Below are 25,004 nucleotides of genomic sequence, written 5' to 3'. Positions count from 1 at the left end.
TGCAATGAATCCAATCTGGACAATTGTTATCTTATTAGGTGTTTTAGTTATCATTACATTATTTGTAATTTTAATTGATAAATTACTTGGTGGCGGTGGCGAAAGAAAAATTATCGTCAATAAAGATAATGTCATTACTGTTACGGGTGATGACACTGCGCTTAATATATTAACTAATAATAAAGTATTCTTACCTTCTTCTTGTGGTGGTAAAGCTACATGTGGAACATGTAAATTCCGTTTAATTGGTGATCATGAGCCACCTCGCCAAACTGAACTTCCATTTTTATCAAAAGAAGAAATTGAAGAAGGTTATCGCTTAAGTTGCCAAGTTAAGGTAACTCATGATATTGAAGTTCAAGTCCCAGCTTCTGCTTTAAATTCAAAACCATTTATGGCTAAAGTTGTTGAAATTGAAGATTTAACACATGATATCAAACGTATTAAATTTGAAATGACTGAACCATTTGAATTCAAACCTGGTCAATATCTTCAAATCGAAGTTCCCGGTATTGAAACAACAAGAGCTTATTCTATTGCATCCGATTCAAAAGATTTATATCATCCAGAAGTCATTATTCGATATGTTCCAAATGGTGTTGCAACATCATTTATACATAAAGCTTTAATGACAGGTGATAAGATAAAAATTACTGGACCTTTTGGTGATTTTTTCTTACAAGAACAATCTACTCGTCCAATCATCATGATTGCAGGTGGTAGTGGTAAAGCTCCTATTCGTTCAATCATTTTTAAATTAATGGATCAAAATATGCCTAGAAAAGCGATGTACTTCTTTGGTGCAAGAACTAAAAAAGACTTATACTATACAGAATACTTCCAAGAAGTATCTAAGATGTATCCAAATTTCACTTATGTTCCCGCATTATCTGATCCACAAAAGGAAGATAATTGGGATGGTGAAATTGGTTTAATTACTGATGTTGTTAGAAGATTAACAGGTGACTTATCTGGTAGTGAAGCATATCTATGTGGTAGCCCAGGTATGATTGATGCATGTATTAAAGTTCTAAAAGAAAAAGGTATGCCTGAAGAATTTATTTACTTCGATAAATTCTAATCATCTTTTAAGAATAAATTTAAAAAAGATGTTAGTCAAATACACGACTAACATCTTTTTTTATGAATAGATTATATATATTTTTAATTCAAATAGTCATCATATGAAATTTTATTTTTTTGTTGATCTAAATATGTTTTAATAATAAAGTATAAAATCACGCTACTTATAACAAGATTTATAATCATTCGAATACTAACTTCATTGAAACCACTATATAGGATTAACATTCGAATATCGGAGAAAATTCTAATGATATAAATGTATGCTGATAGTAATAAAGTTTCTATTGGTCGAGCATTCATTAAAATTGCAATATACAATAAAATGTATAATGCTAAAGTAGCTATATCGAAATCATAATATACAGAAATTAAAGATAGTGTAATAAGAATAAATGTTTTTTGATCTGGTTTCTTTATTGAATAATTTAATTCATCCTTATGTGCATAAATCTTTAATATAGCATAAACTGCAATCGATATATTCAAAATTATAGGTATTAAAGAGAAAAATTCATCACGATACTGAAAAATTGAAAAAATATTCTTAAAATCTTCTGGAACAAAAAATATAAGTAATAATAAATTTGAAACAAAAAAACTTTGTTTTCTTTCAAAAATATATATAATAATCGTTTTAATAAAAATAGTAAGAGCTGTAACTATTAATGTATATACACTAATTGAATTACTAAAATCCAAAAATTGAACAAGTCTGGATATTTGATAAAATTCAAACCAAACAAATATACTTAATAACACAATTAGTGCATTTCCTGATTTGCTCATTTCTCTTAATTTTTCAAACATCTTCTTTTCTCCTTCGTTGATAACTATTGATTGTATAGATAAGAACATGTAAAAAGTATATCACATTCATTAAAAACAACCTTGTTACTATTATAAGGGAAATATATGATTTTATCTACTTAATGACCATTATATATTCATCAAGGTTGTCTTATCATAAAAAAATGTTAGTAGAACATAATCTACTAACATCTAATGTTTTGATTTTTATTGTATTAATTACTTATCTTGTTTAGACTCCAAAGCCTTTTTTATAATTAAATCTTTTGATTTCATGATACGAACAGTATTACTACGTTCTGCATCAGAAATTTTCATTCGAACGTCTTTAATATTTTCCATTATTTCTGGAATAATTATATGTTCAATCGCATTAACTCTTCTTTTTGTTTTTTCAATCTCTTTAATTAAAATACGATTTTTCTTTTCTTGTTCTGCTAATTTAATTAAATCAGGCAAGAGTTTTGAAAGCATAATCACTACATCATCCAATATTGGATGTGTTCCATGAAATGAATAAGTAATTTTAGGTTCTGCTTCTTTTTTAAGTTCAATCTTAGGTACTGAAACACTCATAACGGATTCAGTTTTAAAAACGAGGTCTAATGTAGTTGCAGGTACTAAAAACTTTTCTTTCAATTCATCTTCATAATGGTATGCTTTGGCTTGATCATAAGTTTTTAATGCCTCTAACCATCTTTTTTCAACAGATGCTCGCAATTTCTTGTACGATTCAATTTGAACTAGAAATTGACGCATCATCTCATCTTGTTTATCTTTTAGTAATTGATGACCTTTTCTTGTCACTGCTAATTGATTTTTAAGACGAGTGAGCTCCATTCTAGTCGCATTAACGACATTTTGCATAATTATACCTCTTTATAATATTCGTTTAAGTGCTCTTCTCTAATACGTTTTAATTCAGATCTTGGTAAAATTCTTAATAATTTCCATCCCAAATCTAATGTTTCTTCAATTGAACGATTTGAATCAAATCCTTGATTTAAATATTGTTGTTCAAACTGTGTAGCAAATTCAGCATATAAACGGTCAATATCAGATAATGCTGATTCACCTAATACAGTTGCAAGTTCTTTTGCTTCTTTACCACGAGCATATGATGCGAATAATTGATTTAATGTATCTGCATGATCTGCACGTGTTTTATTTTTACCAATACCTTTATCTTTCAAACGAGATAATGATGGTAATACATCAACTGGTGGCATAATACCTTTTTGATGTAAAGCACGAGAAAGAATAATTTGTCCTTCGGTAATATAACCTGTTAAGTCTGGAATTGGGTGTGTTTTATCATCTTCAGGCATTGATAAAATTGGTAATTGTGTAATTGAGCCTTTTTTACCTTTTACGCGTCCAGCACGCTCATATAAGCTTGCTAAATCAGTATACATATAACCAGGATAACCACGACGACCAGGAACTTCTTTACGCGCTGCACTAATTTCACGTAGTGATTCAGCATAGTTTGTTAGGTCTGTAATAATGACTAATACGTGCATATTTAAATCAAACGCTAAGTATTCAGCAGCTGTAATCGCCATACGTGGGGTCGCGATACGTTCAATCGCTGGGTCATTTGCAAGATTGATAAACATAACTGTTCTATCAATTGCACCTGATTTTTTAAATTCTTCAATAAAGAAGTTTGACTCTTCGAATGTAATACCAACCGCTGCAAAAACAACAGCAAACGGTTCATTATTACCAAGAACTTTAGCGTTTCTTGCAATCATTGCAGCTAAACGGTTATGTGGTAAACCTGACCCTGAAAATATTGGTAATTTTTGTCCACGTACTAATGTATTTAATCCATCAATTGCAGAAACACCTGTTTGAATAAATTCACTCGGATAGTCACGTGCAACAGGATTTAAAGGTGACCCATTAATGTCAATTTTCTTTTCAGGAATGATTTTACCTTTACCATCCATAGGACGCCCCATACCTGAAAATACTCTACCTAAAATTAAAGGTGATACATCGAGTTCTAGACCATGTCCTAAAAACACAGCTTTAGCATCATCAATTTTGATACCTTGGCTAGATTCAAATAATTGTACTAATGCTTCACTTTCAGAGACTTCTAATACTTTTCCTAAACGTTCTTCTCCATTAGCTAACTTTATCTTAACTAATTCATCATATTTTACGTTTTTAGTTTTTTGAACGAGCATTAAAGGTCCGACAACTTCTTTAATGGTTTTATATTCTTTAATTGCCATACCTCTACTCCTTTACTAAAGACTCAAATTGTTGCATCATTTCTAAATGAATGTCTTGTGCAACTTGATTAACGTCTGTTTCTTTCACATATTTGAATCGTCCGATTTTTTCTCTAATTGGAAGTTTATCAATTTGTTTAAAGTGAATACCATTTTGAATAGCTTCTTTACCTTTTTCATTAAATGTTAAAATCATTTTCATAAGTTGGAATTGCTTATTAAGAGATGAATAGGTATCAACTTCATGGAAAGCATTTTGGTGTAAATAGTCTTCACGAATCATTTGTGCAACTAATAGTTTTAGTCTGTCAGATGATCCTAAAGCATCAATACCAACTAAACGAACAATTTCTTGAAGTGAAGCTTCTTCTTGTAAGAGTGTCATAATATTTTGAACATAATTACTCCAGTTTCTATCAACATTTGTATCAAAGAAATCTTTCATTTGCTCAGAATATAAGGAATAACTCTTTAACCAATCAATAGCTGGAAAGTGACGACGATACGCTAAACTTGCAGATAGCCCCCAGAATACTTTAACGATACGTAGAGTAGCTTGAGAGACTGGTTCTGAAGTGTCACCACCTGGAGGTGATACAGCTCCGATTGCGGTAATTGCACCTAATCTTTGGTCATCACCTAAACATTCAACAATACCCGCACGTTCATAGAACTCTGATATTCTTGAACCTAAATAAGCAGGATATCCTTCTTCACCTGGCATTTCTTCTAAGCGTGAAGACATCTCACGTAAAGCTTCTGCCCAACGAGATGTAGAGTCAGCCATAATTGCTACTTTATATCCCATATCACGATAATATTCGGCAATTGTAATTCCTGTATAAATACTTGCTTCACGAGCAGCAACTGGCATGTTTGATGTATTTGCAATTAAAACCGTACGTTTCATCAATGATTGGCCAGTTCTTGGGTCCTTAAGTTCCGGAAACTCCATTAAAACGTCAGTCATTTCATTACCACGTTCACCACAACCAATATAAACAATAATATCAGCATCAGCCCATTTTGCTAATTGGTGTTGAACAACGGTTTTGCCACTTCCAAATGGTCCAGGAATTGCAGCAATACCACCAATTGAAATTGGGAATAATGTATCAATAACTCTTTGTCCTGTAACCATTGGTTCTTTTGGTGCTAATTTTTTTGAAAAAGGACGTTTTTTACGAACTGGCCATGTTTGTAACATTTTTAGTTCATAAATCGTGCCATCTTTTAAGCGAATTTTACCAATAACATCTGTAATTTTATAATCTCCTGATTCAAGTTCAATTAATTCACCTGAAATTAGAGGTGGAACCATAATTTTGTGTAAAACTGATTCCGTTTCTGGAACAGTACCTAAAATGTCTCCACCAGAAACATGTGATCCTACCTTTCTGGTAGCAGTAAATGACCAAATACGATCACGATTTAATTTAGGTATATCAACACCAAGTGGGATATTCGCTCCATGTGATTCATAAATCTTATCAAGTGGTCTTTCAATACCATCAAAAATAGCTTCTATTAAACCTGGTCCAAGTTCAACTGATAAAGGTTCATTTGTAAAATAGACTGGTTCTCCAGGTCCAATACCAGCGGTTTCTTCATAAACTTGAATAGATGCAAGATCACCTCTTAATTCAAGAACTTCACCAATTAAACCTTTATTAGAAACGCGAACAACGTCATATACTTGAACTGATTCCATACCGGACGCAACAATAAGTGGACCGGATACCTTTGTAATAACTCCGTGTTTTGCCATGTTTTCCCCCTTAGATTATTGAGATACCAATGGATTTTTCGATGATTCGTTTCAATTCCAATAAAGTATCTTCATCTTCTAGTCCTGTAGGTAATTTTAAAAATATTGGGTAAAGTGATTCATCATATCTATCAAGCATCTCATTTAATATTTCTTCACCCGTTTTATCGTAAATGACAATTTTAAAATCATCTTTTACAGATTTTTGAAATGCTTTCTTTAATTCTTCCTTTTGTACAATTTCAACATCGATACCAATGGATGTTAAAACTAAAAATGAAGAGTTGGTGCTGATCGCTTTAATATCTTTCATGATTACACCTTCTCATAATATAATTTCTTTATTTGAACAATTTCTAATCGTTTTTTAAGTACAAATGAAATAATTGCACCGTAGCTTGTTTGTTCAAATGTAAAATCATTTAATATTTTTGATAATGTTTTATCAAGCTCAAATTGAACATCTTGCATAAAATGTAAACTATCACTTTTAGACAATATATCTTTAATTGATGGTTCTAAATGAAAACTTAAGTAGTCGCCAATTTCACTTAAAGTTTTATCAAAATGTTCAACTAAACGATAATTTTCGATTGCAGATCCTTCTAATAAATTTGAAACAAAATATGATTTATCAAGTTTATATCGTTTAGAACGTATAAGAAGTAAGATATTTTGCATCGCTATTTCATGTTTATAGTATTTTACTAAATATTTATCTGTTTTCTTATCAAAAGATTCAATAATCTCTTGATTTAATGTATTAATGACTATATCAGAAATACTTTGAGCATCTAAATCTTTTGTTTTATTAATCAAATTATCTATAAACACTTTATCCTCAAGATTTAACCCCTTATCGATACCATAAATTAAGTATTGCTGATATAGATATTCAGGATAAATAGATAACCCTTCAATAGATTCATTAAACTTTACACCAAGATGATGTGATTTAAGTAAACCTGATAAGAATAAATGATTGAATTTGATATATAAAACTTTAAACAATAATTGATCTTTAAGAACAGATTCTAAAAATTGTTTAAGTTTTAATTCTTCTTCTAACATCATGAGTTCAAATGGTCTTTGAAATCCTAACCCAAATTGATGAGCATAAAGTGCATTTAAAAAACCATTTTTATCTAATTCTTTTAATCCATCAATTTCCTTTTGAGTTAAAATATGTTCTTTTGCAGCAATAAGACCATAAACAAATGTTAAATCCATCATTAATTCATTTCCTCATAAATTTTCTTTTCATATTGCTTAGCTAATTGTTCTAAGGTTTCATCAAACGAAAAGTTTAAATCAAAATATTCACCTTCAAGAATAAAACCATTTTCAATTAAAGCAGGTTCTTTACTAAGTGTTAACTTAAAATCTTTTCCCAATTTATCATTTAATTTATCTAATGAAACAATGCTTCCTGTCTGTGTAGAAAGTGCCTTTAAGTACTTGTTATAATCTTTTTTGCTTACTTTCATCACTTCATTACCAGTAACTTCAGCATTTTTAATAGCTTTTAAACAATAATTAAATAAATTTTCACCATCTAGTGATTCTAAATATTTTTGAATTTCTTCAAAAACTGAAGCAATCAATCCTTGCTTTGCAATAGCACTTTGATCTCTTAATTCTCGTTCTAATTCTTGTTTAATACTATGTACTTCTATTTCTATTTTTTTAGTTTGTTTATTTTTAGTTTCTTCTAACTCTTTTTTACCTTGTTTGATTAAATTATCAAACAATTTTTGAGCATCTATTTTTGCTTGTTCATTAATAAATTTAATTTGTTCTTCAGATTTTGCAACAATTTTTTCTTCTAGTTTAGACATATTATCAACCTCATTGTGGTAAATTAATCCACATTAAGATAGATACTAGTAATGCTAAAATCGCATATGTTTCAACTAACGCCGTCATAGTAATACCACGTGTTGATAATTCTGGTCTTTTACCTGTCATTAAAATAGATGCTGCTGCAACTTTACCTTGATAAATTCCTGAAAATAAACCACCGATTGCAATTGGCATTGCTGCTGCAAAATACATTAATCCTTGATCTTGAGTTAATGCAATTGGATTTCCTGTAATCCAACCTAAACGAACTAACATTAAAACTGCAACTAAGAATCCGTAAATACCTTGTGTACCAGGTAATGCTTGTAAGACTAAAGTTTTACCAAATAAATCGGGTTTTTCACTAAGAACACCTGCTGATGCGTTACCTCCTAATGAAACACCAATTGCAGAACCTACCCCTGCTAATGCTGCTGCTAAAGCGGCACCTAAAAGTGCCCATGTCATTCCATCAAATTCCATAAATACAAATGGCATTGTATATTTCCTCCTATTTATTCTTTCTATCTTCTAAATTTACTTGATATACATATTTTAGTTGAAGTTGCAATGGCTCAAATAAGAACCCTCCACCTTCATAAAATTTACCGTAGTATTCTAAGTATTGTAATCTTCCCGCATGAACATATGCAGATAGTAAGCCCATAATAAAGTTAAATACGTGACCTACAATGAAAATCAATAATCCTAATACATATCCTAAAATCGGGATTGAATTCCAAACCATTCCTCCTAAAAGGTTAAATGTATATGCAATAACACCACTAGATAATGCTAATGCTAAAATTCTTGAATAACTTAGTATGTCTGATAAATAACTTGTTGAACCATATAGACCTGTAAATGCCCCTACAAGTTTACCTGCTATACTCTTAGAATTTCGGCCATTAAGTAAAACAATAATTAATGCCCCTAATAAAATCATACCAATGGATAAGTAATTAATAATTGGTAACATCGTTTCACTATAAATTCCAGCAATCGTTGATGCATACAAACTAATACCTAATAAAATTAATATCCAGCTTACTGCATCATTTAATCCACTTAGTATATCTTTTTCTCGGATGCAATATATAAACTTCATCACTAAAGCACATATAATATGGACGATACCTATCCCTATTGAAACAATAAGCATTGGTACTGGATCATTTATTGGATCTAATAATGGTTTATCTATAACTGTTATTCCGAAGAATGAACCAAACATAAGTCCTGCTAAAATTGCTGTAAAACCTGTAAATAAGAATATTTTAGCTAAATCTTTTACAGTACCTTTAAGTTTTAAAAACTTAAGTGCTAATCCAAAAATAATGACCATTGACAATCCATATCCCATATCCCCCATCATGATACCAAAGATAATCCAATACCAGAAACTCATCATTGGGTTCGGGTCCATTTCTTTAGGATTTGGAATAGAAAACTGATTTGTAATACTTTCAAAAGGTTGTACAAAAGTATTATTCTTAAGTGCTGTTGGACTTAATTCTTCCTTTAATGGATCTCTTAAGTCAAGTTCATATGCAATTTTTTCATCATCAAGTAATCTTTTTAATAAATCAACTTGGTCACTACGAATCCATCCTTCGATGTATTTTGTCGTTTCAGTTGAATTAAGTTTAATTTCATTTAGTTTTTCATCACTCAATAATTGGTCATGTAATAACTTCAATTGAGGGAGTTTATCTATATTTGATTCAAGTTTTTCTTTAGCTTCTTCAATTGCTTTCTTTTCTTGTTGTATTTTTTCATTTAAATTAATAAGTACTTCACTAAACTTAGCATCATATAAATTAAATGTTTCAACAATGAATCCACTTTGACGGATGATTGATGATAATTTTTCATAATCTTCTTTAAGTACTGCAATTGCTAAATAAGATTCATGTTCAGTTAAGGATACTTCATCAAAATATAAATCTAATGATTGAATTGCACCTAAGAAATTATCTTTTTTTTCTATATTAATCTTCCCCATAACAACCAAAAGATTTGTTAACATTGAAATATTTTTAATTGGAATATCAAATGTTTCGAATGGGGTAATTTTTTTCTTTTCTTCTACTAAAGATTTAAGTATATCCTCGTGCATCAATAAATCATCTTGGATTGATAAAATATTTTTAACATCTTGAATTGATTTATCATTAATTTCAATAAACTCATCTTTATTAAAAACTTCATTATTACCAAATGATTTTTTCTTTAAGTATTTTTCAATAATAGAAATCGCTTTTTGCGTCTCAATTAAAGTTAAAGATGGATTTGATTGTTGAAGATACTGACTATCCGGCATAATTAAGCCATGTAATTGTAATATCTTTAAAACTCTTTTAGATTCTTGATCCATGAAAAAGAGTTTTGCTTTTTTCATAGGAACAATCATATCTTATTTACCTCATCTTTAAGTAATTGTATATATTTATTTACAATTTGTTGGTATTCGTTTTGAATACGTTCGTGAAGTGCTTTTTTATCTTTTTCAAATTGAGCTTTAAGTTCATCAATTTGTTTTTCAGCATCTTTTTTAAGTTGAGTTAAATAAGCATCAATTTCTTTTTTATCTTCATCTAAAACTTTTTGAGCTTCTTTTCTTTTAGATTCTAATAACTTTGATGCGTTTGCTTTAGCTTCTTCAATTTTTTGATTCATGCTTAACTCTAAAGCAATAATCTCTTGTAATTTACTCAAAACAGTTTCCCCCTGTCTATGTATATTTATGAAAACTCATGTATATCTATACATGATATCTAATATTTATTATGTTGTTTTAAAAGTGACCTACGCATTATATTGTATCATGCTTATTGTTTTTTTAAAACAATTTACGCGAATTTACCTTATTCAGATACATTGAAAAAATCAGCTATACGACGAATGTTTTTCTTATCACCAAATATGAATATTTCATCGTTTGGTTGAAGGACAGTTTCTTTATCTGGTGTAATTAATTCATTGACTCTTTCAATAAGTAAAATATTAATTTTAAACTTACTTCTTGAATCTAATTCTACAACCGGTAATGGCTTAAAATGTGGTGGTAACTTAAGTTCAAACACGTCATAATTACTTTTTATGTTGAAATAATCAACAACATTTCCAGCAGCAATTTTATTTGCAATACGCTCACTTGCGATAAATAATGGGGAAACAATATTTGTCGCTCCAACTAATTTTAAAACTTCCGCATATTCACCATCATCAACTCTTGCTGTAATTTCACTCACACCAAGTGTTTTAAGTTTTAAAATTGTCATGATTGTTTGACCAAGATTTCCTAAATTGTCTTGTCCAATCGCAATAATTGCATGATCCACATTTTTAAATCCTAATTCTTTTAATGCTACTTCATCTGTTGAATCAGCTATAAATGCATTTGGAATAATTTCACTTGCATGTTCAACAGCTTCTTTATTTTTATCAATAGCAATAATATCAACATTTGATAATTTTGAAAAACTTTGAACTAAATTTAAGCCAAATCTACTAAGTCCAATAATCGCAATACTTTTTTTCATCTTTTTCACCTACCCAATCATAATTCTTTCTTCTAAATATTTCACATGTTTTGATTCTTTTAAAGGCCAATTTCGATTAAATATTAATAACACCGTTAATGGACCAACACGTCCAACTAACATTAATAAACTAATTATTACTTTGGATGTTGAGTATAGTTTTTGAGTTGTGTCCATACTTAGTCCTGTATTTGTAATTGCTGAAACTGCCTCAACTAAAACTTCTTCTAATGAAAGTGGTTGGATAATTAATATTACAACGATTGATGTAAATATTATCGCTAGCATTGATGTAACTAAAATATAAACTTTGTATCTTGATTCATCTGCAATATATCGATTATATGTTATAGTTTTTTTACCAAATGCATAACCCTTTATACTTTTATAAATCACATATAAAGATGTTGTTTTTATACCACCTGCTGTTGATGAAGGTGATCCACCGATAAACATTAAAAATACTAAAACAACAATTGACAATGTGGATAAACTTGTCATATCCGTTACTTTAAATCCAGCAGTTCTTGCTGAAACACTTAAAAACATTGCCTCAAGCGGTGTATATTGATTACTTTGAAGTTGCCCTATCATAAACATTACAAATCCAAATAACCATAAACAAAGATTAACTTTCAATACAATTTTTGAGTGAATGCTAAGTTTTTTATACCTTCTTTTGGTGAGAATATCATAAATAACAACATAGCCTAACCCACCAATCATAATCATTATCATTGAAATGATTAATAAAATAATTTCACCACTAAAAGGAATCATATTCTGACTTCCAAATATATCTAATCCTGCATTATTAAAAGTTGATATCGAATGAAAAGCACTATAACCTACCGCTTCCCAAAAAGGATAATACGACATAAAAATAAACAGATTCAACACGAATCCTATGAATTCAATAGATAGTGTAATTAATACAATGTTTTTAACAAGTTTTACAGCACCTTTAGCACTTACTTGGTTCATCGATTCTTTAATTAGAAGACGATTTGAAATATTAATTTTTGTACCAATTAAAATCATTAGAAAAACACCGATTGTAATAACACTTAACCCACCAATTTGAATGAGTACCGCAATAACTACTTTACCAAATGTATTAAAAGTCATACTAATATCCATGATTGAAGTTAGTCCAGTTACAGTCAATGCAGATGTCGATAATAAAAAAGCATCAACAAATTTAACATCTGCTGTTTCTTGATGAGAAATTGGTAAATATAAAATTAGAGTTCCAATCAAATTTATAACTACGAATGATAACGGAATAATTACATATGGAGATAATCGTTTTTTCATTTGCAAAGACCTTACTTTTGTTATCTATTTTGACTATATTTTATCATGCAATGTAAAAAAGGGATTAAAGAATACAAAAAAAGGTAAACTTTTTTAAGTTTACCTATTCGTTTTCATGCTCTAATTCTAAAGGTTCAAAACTAAATCCAATAGCATCACTAACTTTTAGTGAGAAACATAAACCTCTAGCTTCACTTGTTACACCATATTTATCGCATAAGGCCTTCATAACCGCTTCTCTTTGATTCTCTTTAACAACGATAAATAACATGTCTTTTTCTGGGTGCAATGATAATCCAAAAAATTTAGCTTTTTCATGCGAGATAGATGAACGTCCATGAAGAATTGTTCCTCCGCGAGCACCAACTTTTTTAGCTTCTTTCATTGCATCATAAGCAAAACCGTGATTACATACATAGATTACAAGTGATTTATTTACTTGATTTTCCATTATATCTCTTCTCCTTTGACTTCTGTCAGTAGTTTAAATGTCTGTGCACTAATACCATTTAATGCTACTGTAAGTGCTACACCTTTTCCTTTTCTTGAAAATTGGAATTTTTCTTCTAAAATTTCAAATATCGGTTGAACATGATTATCTTCAACGATTGCCAAGACAACATCTTTATCAGAAGCTTCTAAATTTAAAGCATCTAATATTTCACTTGTTGCAGTACCATGACCCATGAATGTAATTGATTTTAACATATGATCATTTATACTAATTTCTTTAATAATCGCATCTGATTCATGACGATTTGTTATCATAATCATCAATTTCATTTTATGCATCCTCACTTTCAAGGTTAATAACCTCATTATCAACGCCTAAAGCAAGATCTATTCGACGTTGACGTTCAGTAACAAGTAAACCAATGATTTGAACTGTTAAAATTGGTGTCATTGCAATGAATGCAACTAATCCATATGCATCAGTTAAAATATTTGCACCAGCACCTTGTCCTGCACCTAATATAAAAGGCATAAGGAAAGTTGTTGTCAATACACCTGATACAGCACCTCCTGCATCAAGTGCGATTGAATAAAACATTCTAGGTGTCTTAATAAGCAACACTAAAATAATAGCATAAGTTGGTGCTAAAATCCACCAAATACTTATTCCCGTTAAAACTCTTATTGCCGCTAATCCTACTGAAATTGCTACACCAATAGATAAACTTGCAATCATTAATTTTTTAGATACAGCACCAGCAGATACTTCTTCAACCTGCTTATTAAGTGCCATTACAGCAGGTTCAGCAGCGACTACAATTGATCCAAACAACATACCAATTGGAATTAATATCCAACTAGCACCCGCTTGAACAATTGTGTTTCCAAGTTCTGTCGCTAACTGAACCAATCCAGCGTTAGCGCCTGTTAAGAATAATACTAACCCTAAATAAATATATAAAAATCCAACTAATACTTTAATCACTTTCTTAATATCAAATTTAAAGACTGTAAATTGGAAAATTAAAAAGAATGCGACAAATGGTGTAATTGCAAGTAACATATCTTTGAAATTTGAACCTAAATAATACATGAAAAGTTCAAACATACTTGAAGGTATTAATGCTGGATCAGGTGCATTTGAATCGTTAAATAATCCTAATATTAATACCGCAAAAATAGGTCCTAGGCTAATAATTGAAATTAATCCAAATGAATCCATTTCAGCATCTTTATTTCCAATGTTTTTTGTAATCCCATAAGCAAGTGCCATAATAAATGGAACTAATAATGGTCCTGTTGCAACAGCTCCTGAGTCAAATGCAACTGCAATAAAATCAGGGTTAACTATAGTAACAATTAATCCTAATAAGAAAACTAATCCATATCCAATCCAAACTACAACACGTAATGATATTTGGAAAATAATACGTAATACTGCAATCGTTACAAATATGGCCATTCCAAGTGATACAACTAAAATCAATAACCATGCGGGAACACTTTTAAATTGTTCTGTTAACACATATAAAGCAGGTTCAGCAAACATCACAAGAAATCCTAATACAAATACTATAGCAATAATTAGGATTAATTTTTTACTTTTAACTAAAAACTCACCTATCTTTGATGCAATATCCATCATTGAAGCTTCAGCACCGATAGAAAAGAGTGCCAAACCCAAAACTAATAATAATGCTCCTACAACAAAATTAAATATCAATTGACTTTCAAGTCCAGAAAAAAAACTTACCAATACTACAGCTATTCCCATTGGTAAAACAGCCATAAAAGATTCTTTAATTTTATCAAACAATAACTTCTTGTACATTAACACCATCCTCTAATTTTGATAATTTCTTAAAACGATTTAAAATCTATTTCCGATTATAACACATAAATGTTTTTTTTAAACGCTTTCATTTGAAAAAATGTATTTTTTACATAAAAAAAGATACTCATTTTGAGTACCTTTTATTCTTAATTATTTTTCTTCGCCAGCAACACTTAATGGTCCTACATAGACAGTTGGAGATCCAACGCCTGATAATTGGAATTTAAGATCATTACCAATAGCTTTCACATTTTTAATGAGTTCAAACCAATTTCCTGATAATACAACCATTTTCACAGGATGATCTAATTTACCATCTTTAATGTAAATACCTGCAGCTTGCAGTGAGAAGTCACCAGATGTATCATTAACACCGGCATGTAAACCAACTAAGTCAGTAACATAGAAACCTTCTTTAATATCTTTAATGAGTTCATTAAATGATTGAGTTCCAGGTTCTAAATACATACCAGCAGGTCCAATACCACCACCAAATGAGTTACCTGTAGGTGCTTCATTGAGTAATGCAGCTGTTTTTAAATTATGCAAGAATCCAGTAAATACACCTTGGTCAATAATTTTTTTAGGGAATGATGCAACACCTTCATCATCAAATGCATTTGGATATGGTGTTAATTCGTGTAATGGGTTATCCCAAAGTGTAAAGTTAGAATTCGCAATTTGCTTACCTACTTTATCTTTTAAAGCTGTAACTTTACGATATGCCGCTTCTCCTGAAAATAATCCTGAGTAGACTTGTAACATATCTGCAAAGCGTTTTGAAGAAAACACAGTTTCATAGATTCCAGTTTTAAGTGGTTGTCCACCAATCTTTGATAAACCTTCTTTAATAACCGCTTCTGCTTCAGTATTTGCATCAAACTCTTCAAAACTATTTGCTAATTTTATTTCATAAGCTGTTTTGATATCGCCATCTTTTTCAAAGATAGCTGATGCGCCAGCGTATGCTAAGTTAAATTTCTTATGAAGATTTAACCCTTTAGAGTTAACAATATGTGTTTCACCATATTTTTCTTCATAAAATGATGATTCAACTTGTGTCACTAATTCATGTTTTAATACTTCTTTTTCTAATTGAACTAAATATTCAATTTTCTTTTCAACAGGAATAAGATCGAAATTATAATTATTTTCTTTAATTGTTGGATATTCTTTAGAACCTTCAAAAATAATTGCTGGTTCTTTAACAGTTAATGCTTCTGCATTTAATTTTAATTTTTTAAAGAAACTTTTCATTCCTTCTGGTGTTAAATCTTCAATTCTTCCAGATACTAATTTGCCATCATAAATAGCACGAACTCTAACCCCTGTAACATCTGAATTTTCAAAATTTTCAACTTTTCCTTGATATACAGTTATACTTAATGTTTTTGAGCGTGATGAATAAAATTCAATATCGCTAAAACCCATTTTTAATCCTAAATCAATCCACTCTTTAAACATTAACGTTTACCTCCTTGTCCACCAACAAGCATTTTAGATACACGAATCGTTGGTTGACCTACGTCGACAGGAATTGATCCTGAACCAGCACCACACATACCTTGACCGTATGATTTATTGTTTGCAACACGGTCAATATTCATTATAGTTTCAGCACCGTGACCAATAAGCATTGCACCACGAACTGGTTTTGTAATCTGACCATTTTCAATCATATAACCTTCTAATACTGCGAAGTTATATTCACCTGTAGCTGGATTTACAGTTCCTCCACCTAACTTTTTAGCAAACAATCCATATTTAGTATCTTTAATAATATCTTCAAAATTATCAGTACCATTTTCAATATACGTTGTATTCATACGAGCAGTTGGAGCGAACTTATAACTTTGACGACGTCCACTACCTGTTGATTCATAGCCCATGCGCTTACCACTACGATAATCAGAAAGATACCCTTTTAAAATTCCTTTTTCAATTAATAAATTTTTTCTTGTTTTGTTACCTTCATCATCATATGTTGAACGCCCCCATTGGCCTGGTTCATCACCATCATCATATGCTGTAACAACTTCTGATGCTACTTTTTGTCCGAGTTTTCCGGCAAATGGACTTAATCCTTTGGATACAGCAGACGTTTCAAGTGGATGACCTACCGCTTCATGGAAAATAACACCACCAAATCCATTATGAATAACTACTGGCATTTCTTGTGGTTCCATATTATCTGCATATAGATAAGTGATAGCTGATTGAGCAACTTCTTTTGCAAGTGCTTCAAAGTCTATATGATCAAAAATTTCAAATCCCATATTACGTCCTGGTGCATCATATCCATCTTGCATAAGGTCACCATCTTGAGCAACACAACTTAAAAAGACACGTGTATATGTTCTTTCATCATCTTGATAAACTCCGCGACTATTAGCTATTAAAACTTTTTGATGCCATTCAATAAGATTTGTACCCGCTTGAATGATTCTATCATCATAATTTTTCATTAAATTAGATAAATGAATTAATTTTTGACTCTTTTCTTTTGGTGATAATGCGTCCATTGGAATTTTTATATCATTCACATATGGTTTTTTATCACCTAGTGGTAATGCTTTTTGAGCTTCTCCTTTAAAAGATCCACGCAAATTTAACATTAATTTTTGAATAGACTCATAAGTCACTTCATTTGAATATCCATATACTTCATCAATACCTTGTAATAAGCGAACACCTACACCATGTATATTTGAAGTTGATGTGGCAATAACATCACCATTACTTACACGAATTGAACTTTGATTAGTGTCTTCTAAAAAGATTTCAGAAAAATCTGCACCTGTTTCTAACCCTAACTGTAACAATTCATGTAATTGCTCTTTTGTTAAATTAAACACTTTCTATGACCTCCTGATTATCATATTGTAGTTGATATAGATTATAATACAACCCTTTACGTTTAAGCAAATCTTGATGATTACCCATTTCTTTGATTTCACCTTTGTGCATCACTATTATTTTATCACTATGTTGTATTGTTGATAATCTATGAGCCACAATTAGCATTGTTGAAATGTTCATCATCTTCTTTAAAGACTCTTGAATAATTGCTTCAGTTTCTGAATCAATATTCGCTGTTGCTTCATCTAAAATCATCAATGATGGTTTATAAACAACTGCTCTAGCAAATGAAATTAATTGTCTTTCACCGCTTGAGAAATTATTCCCTCGTTCTCTAACTTCATGGTTTAAACCATCAGGTAAGCGATTAAGTACATGATTTAAACCAACATATTCACTAGCTTCAATAACTCTCTCATCGCTGATTGAATCATCGAATAATGTAATATTATCTTTGACTGTACCAGAGAATAAAAATACATCTTGTAACATTTGACCAACAAATTTTCTTAGTGATGAACGTTTAATTTTTTTAATATCAATACCATCGATTAAAATTTCGCCTTTTTGAATATCGTAGTTTCTAACAATTAATTGTAGGATAGTTGTTTTCCCTGAACCTGTTGCACCTACAAATGCTACAGTTTCATCTGGATTAACTTTAAATGATATTCCTTTTAACACCCATTCATCAGGTATATAACTAAACCATACATCTTTAAATTCAATTGATCCTTTAAATTCATTTAATTCAATAGCATCCTCTTCATCTTCAATATCGGGTTTAGTATCTAATACATCAAATATCTTTTCTGCACTTGCAAAGCCATTTTGAAGTGTATTAAACTGTTCAGCTATTTGTTGAATTGGTTCAAAAAATTGACCAACAAAAACATAAAATGATACGAATGCACCAATTGACAATCCACCACCTGTTAATATATTCTCTGCACCTAAATATACTGTTAAGATGGTTGCAACCATTGATAATAACCAAATAATTGGTCGATAGATACCAAATACTAAAATTTCTTTGATATAACTTTTTTGTAAGTTTTTATTGACTTTATTGAATTGTTGTATTTTCTTATCTTGCTGATTAAATACTTGTGTAATTTTCATACCAGATAAGTTTTCAGATAAGTAACCGTTAACTTCTGAAACGTTATTTCTTACTTCTCTATATGCTTTTCTTGAATATTTTCTAAATAATAATGATGCTGTAATAATGAACGGTACTGTTATCATTGTTATTAAAGCCATTTTCCATTCAATAACAAATAATGCAACCCCCATAACTAAAATCATTAAGATGTAACGAACTAAATTAACAATTGAGTTCGTAAACATATCACTTATATTACCTGGGTCGTTTGTAGCTCGCGTAACAAGTTTCCCAACAGGTAACATATTAATTTGTCCAATTGATAAGTTTTGAATATGTGTAAATACTTCTGTTCTTATTTGATGAGTAATTTTTTGTCCAATTTTTTGTAGGATCATTGTTAAAAAATAATTAATGATAATTGATACAAATAAGACTACCACTAATAATGAAGTTCCTATGATGATAAATATAATTTTATCCTCATAAGTTATGTTTGAATCATTCATCACGTTAATTGCAATCCCAGTTGCAGAAGGTAATATAACTGAAGTTGCAACTGAGAAAATCATTAAGAAGAAAACTAATATAAATTGACCTATATATGGTTTAACATACCCTAATAGTCTTTTAGTTAGTTGAGAATCACGACGTGCTTCGTGTTGATCTGCAAAGTCTCTCATCGTTATACCTCCCCTACTAAAGCTTCTAATTCTTGTCGTTTGACCATGTCTTGATAGACACTATTTTGTTTTAATAATTCTTTATGAGTTCCAAAACCAATAAGTTTCCCTTGATCAAGTAACACAATCTTATCTAACTTTTTAACTGTAGATATACGATGAGCAATCATGATTGTTGTTCTACCTTTTCTAAGTTTTCTAAGATTAGATATAATTGCTTCTTCGGTTTTAGTATCAACTGCTGAAACTGAATCATCGAGTATTAGGATTGTTGGATCTTTAGCTAATGCACGAGCAATTGATATTCTTTGTTTTTGACCACCAGAAACAGTTGTACCACGTTCACCTAATATTGTTTCATATTGATCTTGAAATTCCATGACGTTATCATGAATATCTGCAAGTTTTGCTACTTCAATTAGTTTTTCATCATCAATAGAATCAAATGCGAACCCAATGTTATTTTTAATTGTATCTGAGAATAAAAAATTATCTTGTGGAACATAACCAATATGACTTCTTAGAGATTTAACTTTAATTTGATTAATATCATAATCATCAAAATAAATCATTTGATCATCAACATTATATGTTCTTAATAAAAGTTCAACAATGGTCGATTTACCACTACCTGTTTTACCAAGTATGCCAACCATTTCGCCTGGTTTAATCTCAAAACTAATATCTTTTAAAACAGGCTCTTCACTATCTTCATGTTTAAATGTTAAATGATTAAACTTAATACCACCTTTTAATTCTGAAACATCAATGGCGTCATCTTTATCAAAAATATCAATAGGTGATTCTAAAAACTTATATATTCTTTTTGCTGATGCTTGAGCTTGTCCATTTAAGTTCAAGAAAGATGCAATAGCAAATACAGGCCATAATAATGTGAAGAAATATGAAATATATTCTGTTAATTGTCCACCAGTTAATTCTGTTCTTGCCATTAAATATGATCCATATGCAATAATTGCGATAACAACTAATGAAATCATTGCATCAATAATATTGTTAACAATCACTGCATATCGCATATGATCAATTGTTTTATCAGAAACTTCTTGAGATTTTTTCTTAAATGTTAATGCTTCTCTCATTTCACGAACATAAGCTTTAATAACTTGAATACCTGTAAATGACTCTTGAGTAAAATCGCTCATTTTTTCAAAAGCTTCTTGTCTTTGTTTGAACTTTTGTTCCATACGTATGTTAATAAAAAATACTAATACACCAACTAATGCAATTGGTATAAATGCATATAATGTCATTAGCCAGTCTAAATTAAACATACGATATAAAACAAATAATCCTAATACTACGCCATCAACTAACATTAATAATCCAAAACCATATAATTCTCTTACAGCGTTTAAATCATTAATAAAATAACTCATTAATCCACCAATTTTTTCTTTTGAATAAAAGTTTTGTCCAAGGCGAGTCGCATGTTCAAACATCTCTTGTCTTATATCTGTTTCTATTTTTCGTCCTGTACCAAATAGTAAATAACGCCATAAAAATCGGCCTAAACTCAAACCAATAACAATCATTACAACATAATTAATAATTGGCATAATCTCAACAACATTTGTAAAAACGGGTTTTTCAGGATCTACACCATCTACAATAATTCTAAGCATTCTAGGTATTTCTAATTGAAAATAGTCAATTCCAACCAATATTAAAATTCCTAATAAAAATGCCCACCCATATTTAATGTAGTAATGACGGAAGTGTTTTAAAAATATCATAATGCATTTTCCTTTTCTACCTATTTTATGAAGAAAGAACTTAAAATAATTAAGTTCTTTCCTCAAAGCATATTGTAATTATTCTACTATAATTTTTACAATATCGCCATCTTCTGATTCAATATTAATGATTTCTCCATTAACACCGGATTGAACCATTGATACAATTGAATCCACATCTATTTCAAAATCATCAAGGTTAACATTTCCAAATTTACCATTCTTAAGAAGTTTTGCAAATTCAATAGGTATATTAATTCTAACCTTATCGCCATCCTCAGAATCAATTAGAACTTTTAACATTTTAAATGGATTCTTTTTATTTGATTCAACTTTTTCATTTTTTGAATCACTTAAAGCTTCTAATAATTTTTCTGCTTCTTCAGCGGTAATTTTCCCTTCTTTTAATAATTCTAAAATTTTCATTCTTTCTTCTTTTAATAAATCAGCCATGTTTATTCTCCTTTTAATTTTTTAATTTTTTCAATTGCTTCATCAACTTTAAGTTGACCTTCTTTAATTTGATCTAAAATACTTAAATGAATATTTTTCGATATTTCTTCTACTTTTTCATCGTCTTCCTCAACTGTATACCCTAAAGATATAATTGCTTCTTCTAAATATTTCTTAACTGTTGGATAACTAACATTCATTTCTTTTTCAACAGCTTTAATATTTCCTCTGTTTTTAATAAATAATTCAATAAAATAAAGCGTTTCTGAATCTAAATAATTAAATTTAGAGAATGTAAATTCACCTTTAATCTCTGTTTCACAATGATCGCATTTAAGTTGTGTAATATGTAAATCATGATTACAAATTGGACAACAAGTAATAACTGGCATTTTCTTTTTCATTTTTTTACCTCTTTCTATACTGTTTTTATATTAATATTTGCTTCATCACTAATAACCTCAATTGATACCCCTTTACAATTTAATAATTCTTCAATATCTGTCATATCAAATTCAAAATTCTCATTTTTCTTTAGAATTTTACTAATTCTTTTTATAGAAATTGGAAAGATAAAAATAAAATTTATAAAGAAGCTAATTAATCGATGTTCTTTAATTTTTATATGAATCTTTACTTTTGATCGCTTTTGTTTCACATATTTTTGATCAATAAATAACTTTTGATAAGTTTCTTCAATTGATAATTTTCTTTTAGATAATTTTTTCAATATTTTAATTTTTTTCATTTTTATCTATTAATTCCTTAATTTTTTTAATTGATAGTTTAATTTTATTTATTTTTTTATGGGTTGTCAACAAAAATGATAAAGTAAAAATTAATTTTTTTAATTTGTCGATTAATTTTTTTTATTTTTACCTTTTTTAGACTTCGATTTTTTGATTTTTTAATTAATTTAGCATATAATTAATAACAGTTAGAAAATAGTAAGGTGATATTATGTCAAGATTAGTTGATAGATTTATAAGATATGTAAAAATTGATACACAATCTGATCCAAATTCAGATACTTTTCCATCAACAGCAAAACAATTAAACTTATCAAAAATGTTAGTTGATGAATTAAAAGCGATGGGATTAGATGCATTTTTAGATAAAGACGGCTATGTTTATTCTAAATTACCATCAAATTCTAAAAAAAATATTCCAGCTTTTGGATTAATCGCTCACGTTGATACATCTTTTGATGCACCAGGTTATCCTGTTAACCCACAAATCATTAAAAAATATGATGGTTCTTTAATTCAATTAAACGAATATTATAGTATGGAACCAAGTCAATATCCTTCATTAGCTAAAGTTATCGGTGATGATATTATTACAACCGATGGTAATACGTTGCTTGGAGCTGATGATAAAGCTGGTGTTGCAGAAATTATGGAATTAATCGAACGTTTAATTGAAAACCCTTCAATTGAACACGGTGATATTTACATTTGCTTCACTCCTGATGAAGAAATTGGTAAAGGTGCGGATCGTTTTAATTACGACTGGTTCAAAGCACAATTTGCGTATACAATGGACGGTTCTGAAGTTGGAGGCATTGAATACGAAAACTTTAATGCCGCTTCTGCTAAGGTTTCATTTATAGGAAAGTCCATTCATCCAGGTTCTGCAAAAAATAAAATGATTAATGCTCAGCATTTAAGTATGGAATTTTTTAATATGTTACCAACATTTAAAAATCCAGCTTTTACTGAAGGTTATGAAGGTTTTAACCACTTAACAAGAACAGAAGGTTCTGTTGAATATGCAGTTGCAGAATATATTATTAGAAATCACAATTTAGATGAATTTAAACAACAAATTCATGAATTCAACGTAATAAAAGATTACTTAAATCAAAAATATGGATACGAAGCCGTATCACTAGTCATTAAAGAACAATATTTAAACATGGCTGAAATTATAAAGAAAAACATGTATATTATTGATTACGCTGTAAATGCAACTAAAAAAGCAAACATAACTCCAAAATTTGAAGCCATTCGTGGTGGTACCGATGGTGCAAGACTAACATATGGCGGTCTTCCATGTCCAAACCTTGGAACAGGTGCATTCCATTTCCATGGTCGTTTAGAATTTGCAAGTATCAACCAAATGGAAAAAGCTGTTGAAATACTTACTTATTTAGTTCAAGAAATTGCTAATTCATGAAAAGCCAGCAATGGCTTTTTTTATTTTTTCAATATATAATAATAAAAAAGGGGTGTAATATGATTAATCCTGATCGATACAATAAAATGATTTATCGTAAACTCGGAAAAAGCGGACTTAAGCTTCCGGTTTTATCTTTTGGTTTATGGCAAAATTTTTCTAAAGATAACGATTATGAACTTTGTAAGAAAATGATTATCGAAGCTTTTAATCACGGCATTACTCATTTTGATTTAGCAAATAACTACGGTCCACCTCCAGGATATGCCGAAATGGTTTTTGGAAGAATTTTAAAAGAGGTATTATTACCTTATAGAGATGAACTTATTATTTCAACAAAAGCTGGTTTTAAAATGTGGGAAGGACCATATCAGAATGGTGGTTCTAGAAAATACTTAATGAGTTCAATTGATCAATCATTAGAACGTCTAGGTATCCCTTATGTTGATATCTTTTACCATCATCGATTTGATGAAGAAACGGATCTTTATGAGACCATGCTTGCATTAAGAGATATTGTTTTACAGGGTAAAGCTTTATATATTGGTTTATCTAATTATAATAGTCAACAGCTTAAAGAAGCTTACAAAATCTTACGCGTTCTTAATGTACCATACGTGATTACACAACCTAGTTATTCAATGTTAAATCGTTGGATTGAACATGATGGTTTATTAGATACCCAATTTGACGAGTTAGGTGGTGGATCAATTTGTTATAGCGCTCTTCAACAAGGTCTATTAACAAATAAATACATTGATGATATTCCAAAAGATTCAAGAGCTAACAATCCAAATTCAATTTGGTTTACGAAAAAAGATATTACTGAAGAAGTAAGATACAAACTAAAACAATTAGATGTAATTGCCAAAGCACGCAATCAATCTATCGCACAAATGGCTTTAGCATGGGTCATTAGAAATCCCAAAATGACATCAACCTTAATATCTACTTCTAAACTTTCTCAACTTTATGAAAATCTTCAAGTTTTAGATAATTTAGAATTTACTGATGAAGAACTTAAAATGATTGATGAGATTATTGGAAAATAAAAATCGGTATTAAACCGAT

At 29.8% G+C, this 25,004-nt stretch carries 25 protein-coding genes; 3 read left to right on the top strand and 22 right to left on the bottom strand.

From position 1 onward, the window contains the following. The first annotated feature begins 4 nt into the window (after positions 1-4). Positions 5-1,081, top strand: a complete 1,077-nt coding sequence (locus T434_RS0102530; RefSeq protein ID WP_026399764.1) for an NADH:ubiquinone reductase (Na(+)-transporting) subunit F — start codon at positions 5-7, stop codon at positions 1,079-1,081. Positions 1,082-1,164: 83 nt separating this feature from the next. Here T434_RS0102530 and T434_RS0102525 read toward each other — a convergent pair whose 3' ends face one another. From T434_RS0102525 to T434_RS0102420, 22 genes are all read right to left on the bottom strand, one after another. Further along, positions 1,165-1,893 (bottom strand): hypothetical protein, encoded by a 729-nt coding sequence (locus T434_RS0102525; RefSeq protein ID WP_026399763.1) that lies wholly within the window; start codon positions 1,891-1,893, stop codon positions 1,165-1,167. A gap of 219 nt (positions 1,894-2,112) precedes the next feature. Continuing rightward, on the bottom strand, positions 2,113-2,760 hold the full coding sequence (locus tag T434_RS0102520) for a V-type ATP synthase subunit D (RefSeq protein ID WP_026399762.1): 648 nt from the start codon (positions 2,758-2,760) through the stop codon (positions 2,113-2,115). A 2-nt stretch (positions 2,761-2,762) separates the two neighbouring features. Continuing rightward, positions 2,763-4,139 carry a V-type ATP synthase subunit B gene (locus tag T434_RS0102515; RefSeq protein ID WP_026399761.1) on the bottom strand — a complete coding sequence of 459 codons (1,377 nt, stop codon included), beginning with the start codon at positions 4,137-4,139 and terminating at the stop codon, positions 2,763-2,765. A gap of 4 nt (positions 4,140-4,143) precedes the next feature. After that, complete coding sequence (locus tag T434_RS0102510) at positions 4,144-5,907, bottom strand: V-type ATP synthase subunit A (RefSeq protein WP_026399760.1); 1,764 nt, start codon at positions 5,905-5,907, stop codon at positions 4,144-4,146. Between the two features lie 10 nt (positions 5,908-5,917). Further along, the gene (locus T434_RS0102505) at positions 5,918-6,220 is read right to left on the bottom strand and encodes a V-type ATP synthase subunit F (RefSeq protein WP_026399759.1); all 303 of its coding nucleotides are present in this window, start codon (positions 6,218-6,220) and stop codon (positions 5,918-5,920) included. Between the two features lie 2 nt (positions 6,221-6,222). Then, positions 6,223-7,140 carry a V-type ATPase subunit gene (locus T434_RS0102500; RefSeq protein ID WP_026399758.1) on the bottom strand — a complete coding sequence of 306 codons (918 nt, stop codon included), beginning with the start codon at positions 7,138-7,140 and terminating at the stop codon, positions 6,223-6,225. Beyond that, the gene (locus T434_RS0102495) at positions 7,140-7,745 is read right to left on the bottom strand and encodes a hypothetical protein (RefSeq protein WP_026399757.1); all 606 of its coding nucleotides are present in this window, start codon (positions 7,743-7,745) and stop codon (positions 7,140-7,142) included. The genes T434_RS0102500 and T434_RS0102495 overlap by 1 nt, the downstream gene beginning before the upstream one ends. 10 nt (positions 7,746-7,755) lie before the next feature. Further along, entirely contained in the window at positions 7,756-8,247 is a 492-nt protein-coding gene (locus T434_RS0102490) for a V-type ATP synthase subunit K (RefSeq protein ID WP_162150643.1), read from the bottom strand. 13 nt (positions 8,248-8,260) lie between these two features. After that, the gene (locus T434_RS0102485) at positions 8,261-10,150 is read right to left on the bottom strand and encodes a V-type ATP synthase subunit I (RefSeq protein WP_162150642.1); all 1,890 of its coding nucleotides are present in this window, start codon (positions 10,148-10,150) and stop codon (positions 8,261-8,263) included. A gap of 8 nt (positions 10,151-10,158) precedes the next feature. Next, entirely contained in the window at positions 10,159-10,467 is a 309-nt protein-coding gene (locus tag T434_RS0102480) for an ATP synthase subunit B family protein (RefSeq protein WP_162150641.1), read from the bottom strand. Between the two features lie 149 nt (positions 10,468-10,616). Further along, complete coding sequence (locus tag T434_RS0102475; RefSeq protein ID WP_026399753.1) at positions 10,617-11,294, bottom strand: potassium channel family protein; 678 nt, start codon at positions 11,292-11,294, stop codon at positions 10,617-10,619. Positions 11,295-11,303: 9 nt separating this feature from the next. Beyond that, on the bottom strand, positions 11,304-12,611 hold the full coding sequence (locus T434_RS0102470) for a TrkH family potassium uptake protein (RefSeq protein ID WP_051614336.1): 1,308 nt from the start codon (positions 12,609-12,611) through the stop codon (positions 11,304-11,306). A 103-nt stretch (positions 12,612-12,714) separates the two neighbouring features. Further along, positions 12,715-13,062: a hypothetical protein gene (locus tag T434_RS06655; RefSeq protein ID WP_026399751.1), complete on the bottom strand. Its 348-nt coding sequence runs from the start codon at positions 13,060-13,062 to the stop codon at positions 12,715-12,717. Then, entirely contained in the window at positions 13,062-13,379 is a 318-nt protein-coding gene (locus T434_RS0102460; protein WP_162150640.1) for a hypothetical protein, read from the bottom strand. The genes T434_RS06655 and T434_RS0102460 overlap by 1 nt, the downstream gene beginning before the upstream one ends. Positions 13,380-13,395: 16 nt before the next feature. Beyond that, positions 13,396-14,895, bottom strand: a complete 1,500-nt coding sequence (locus T434_RS06650) for a DUF1538 domain-containing protein (protein WP_035358134.1) — start codon at positions 14,893-14,895, stop codon at positions 13,396-13,398. Positions 14,896-15,048: 153 nt separating this feature from the next. Beyond that, positions 15,049-16,362, bottom strand: coding sequence for a TldD/PmbA family protein (locus T434_RS0102450; RefSeq protein WP_026399749.1), 1,314 nt, complete (start codon positions 16,360-16,362; stop codon positions 15,049-15,051). Beyond that, on the bottom strand, positions 16,362-17,753 hold the full coding sequence (locus tag T434_RS0102445; RefSeq protein ID WP_026399748.1) for a TldD/PmbA family protein: 1,392 nt from the start codon (positions 17,751-17,753) through the stop codon (positions 16,362-16,364). The genes T434_RS0102450 and T434_RS0102445 overlap by 1 nt, the downstream gene beginning before the upstream one ends. Next, the gene (locus T434_RS0102440) at positions 17,746-19,545 is read right to left on the bottom strand and encodes an ABC transporter ATP-binding protein (protein ID WP_026399747.1); all 1,800 of its coding nucleotides are present in this window, start codon (positions 19,543-19,545) and stop codon (positions 17,746-17,748) included. The genes T434_RS0102445 and T434_RS0102440 overlap by 8 nt, the downstream gene beginning before the upstream one ends. 2 nt (positions 19,546-19,547) lie before the next feature. Next, positions 19,548-21,302 (bottom strand): ABC transporter ATP-binding protein, encoded by a 1,755-nt coding sequence (locus T434_RS07420; protein ID WP_051614335.1) that lies wholly within the window; start codon positions 21,300-21,302, stop codon positions 19,548-19,550. Positions 21,303-21,380: 78 nt separating this feature from the next. Then, the gene (locus T434_RS0102430; RefSeq protein WP_026399746.1) at positions 21,381-21,755 is read right to left on the bottom strand and encodes an SHOCT-like domain-containing protein; all 375 of its coding nucleotides are present in this window, start codon (positions 21,753-21,755) and stop codon (positions 21,381-21,383) included. A gap of 2 nt (positions 21,756-21,757) precedes the next feature. Further along, on the bottom strand, positions 21,758-22,159 hold the full coding sequence (locus tag T434_RS0102425; RefSeq protein ID WP_026399745.1) for a DUF2089 domain-containing protein: 402 nt from the start codon (positions 22,157-22,159) through the stop codon (positions 21,758-21,760). 14 nt (positions 22,160-22,173) lie between these two features. Then, entirely contained in the window at positions 22,174-22,503 is a 330-nt protein-coding gene (locus tag T434_RS0102420) for a hypothetical protein (protein WP_026399744.1), read from the bottom strand. Positions 22,504-22,715: 212 nt separating this feature from the next. Between T434_RS0102420 and pepT the strand changes: the two genes are divergently transcribed. Both pepT and T434_RS0102410 read left to right on the top strand, forming a co-directional pair. After that, complete coding sequence (gene pepT, locus T434_RS06640) at positions 22,716-23,933, top strand: peptidase T (protein ID WP_162150639.1); 1,218 nt, start codon at positions 22,716-22,718, stop codon at positions 23,931-23,933. 59 nt (positions 23,934-23,992) lie between these two features. Beyond that, positions 23,993-24,985: an aldo/keto reductase gene (locus tag T434_RS0102410; protein WP_026399743.1), complete on the top strand. Its 993-nt coding sequence runs from the start codon at positions 23,993-23,995 to the stop codon at positions 24,983-24,985. Positions 24,986-25,004 lie beyond the last annotated feature (19 nt).

The sequence above is a fragment of the Acholeplasma equifetale ATCC 29724 genome (assembly GCF_000687735.1).
GTDB lineage: Bacteria > Bacillota_I > Bacilli_A > Acholeplasmatales > Acholeplasmataceae > Acholeplasma > Acholeplasma equifetale.
Note: the sequence above shows the minus strand (reverse complement) of the source record. Positions and strands in the feature narration are given on the sequence as shown.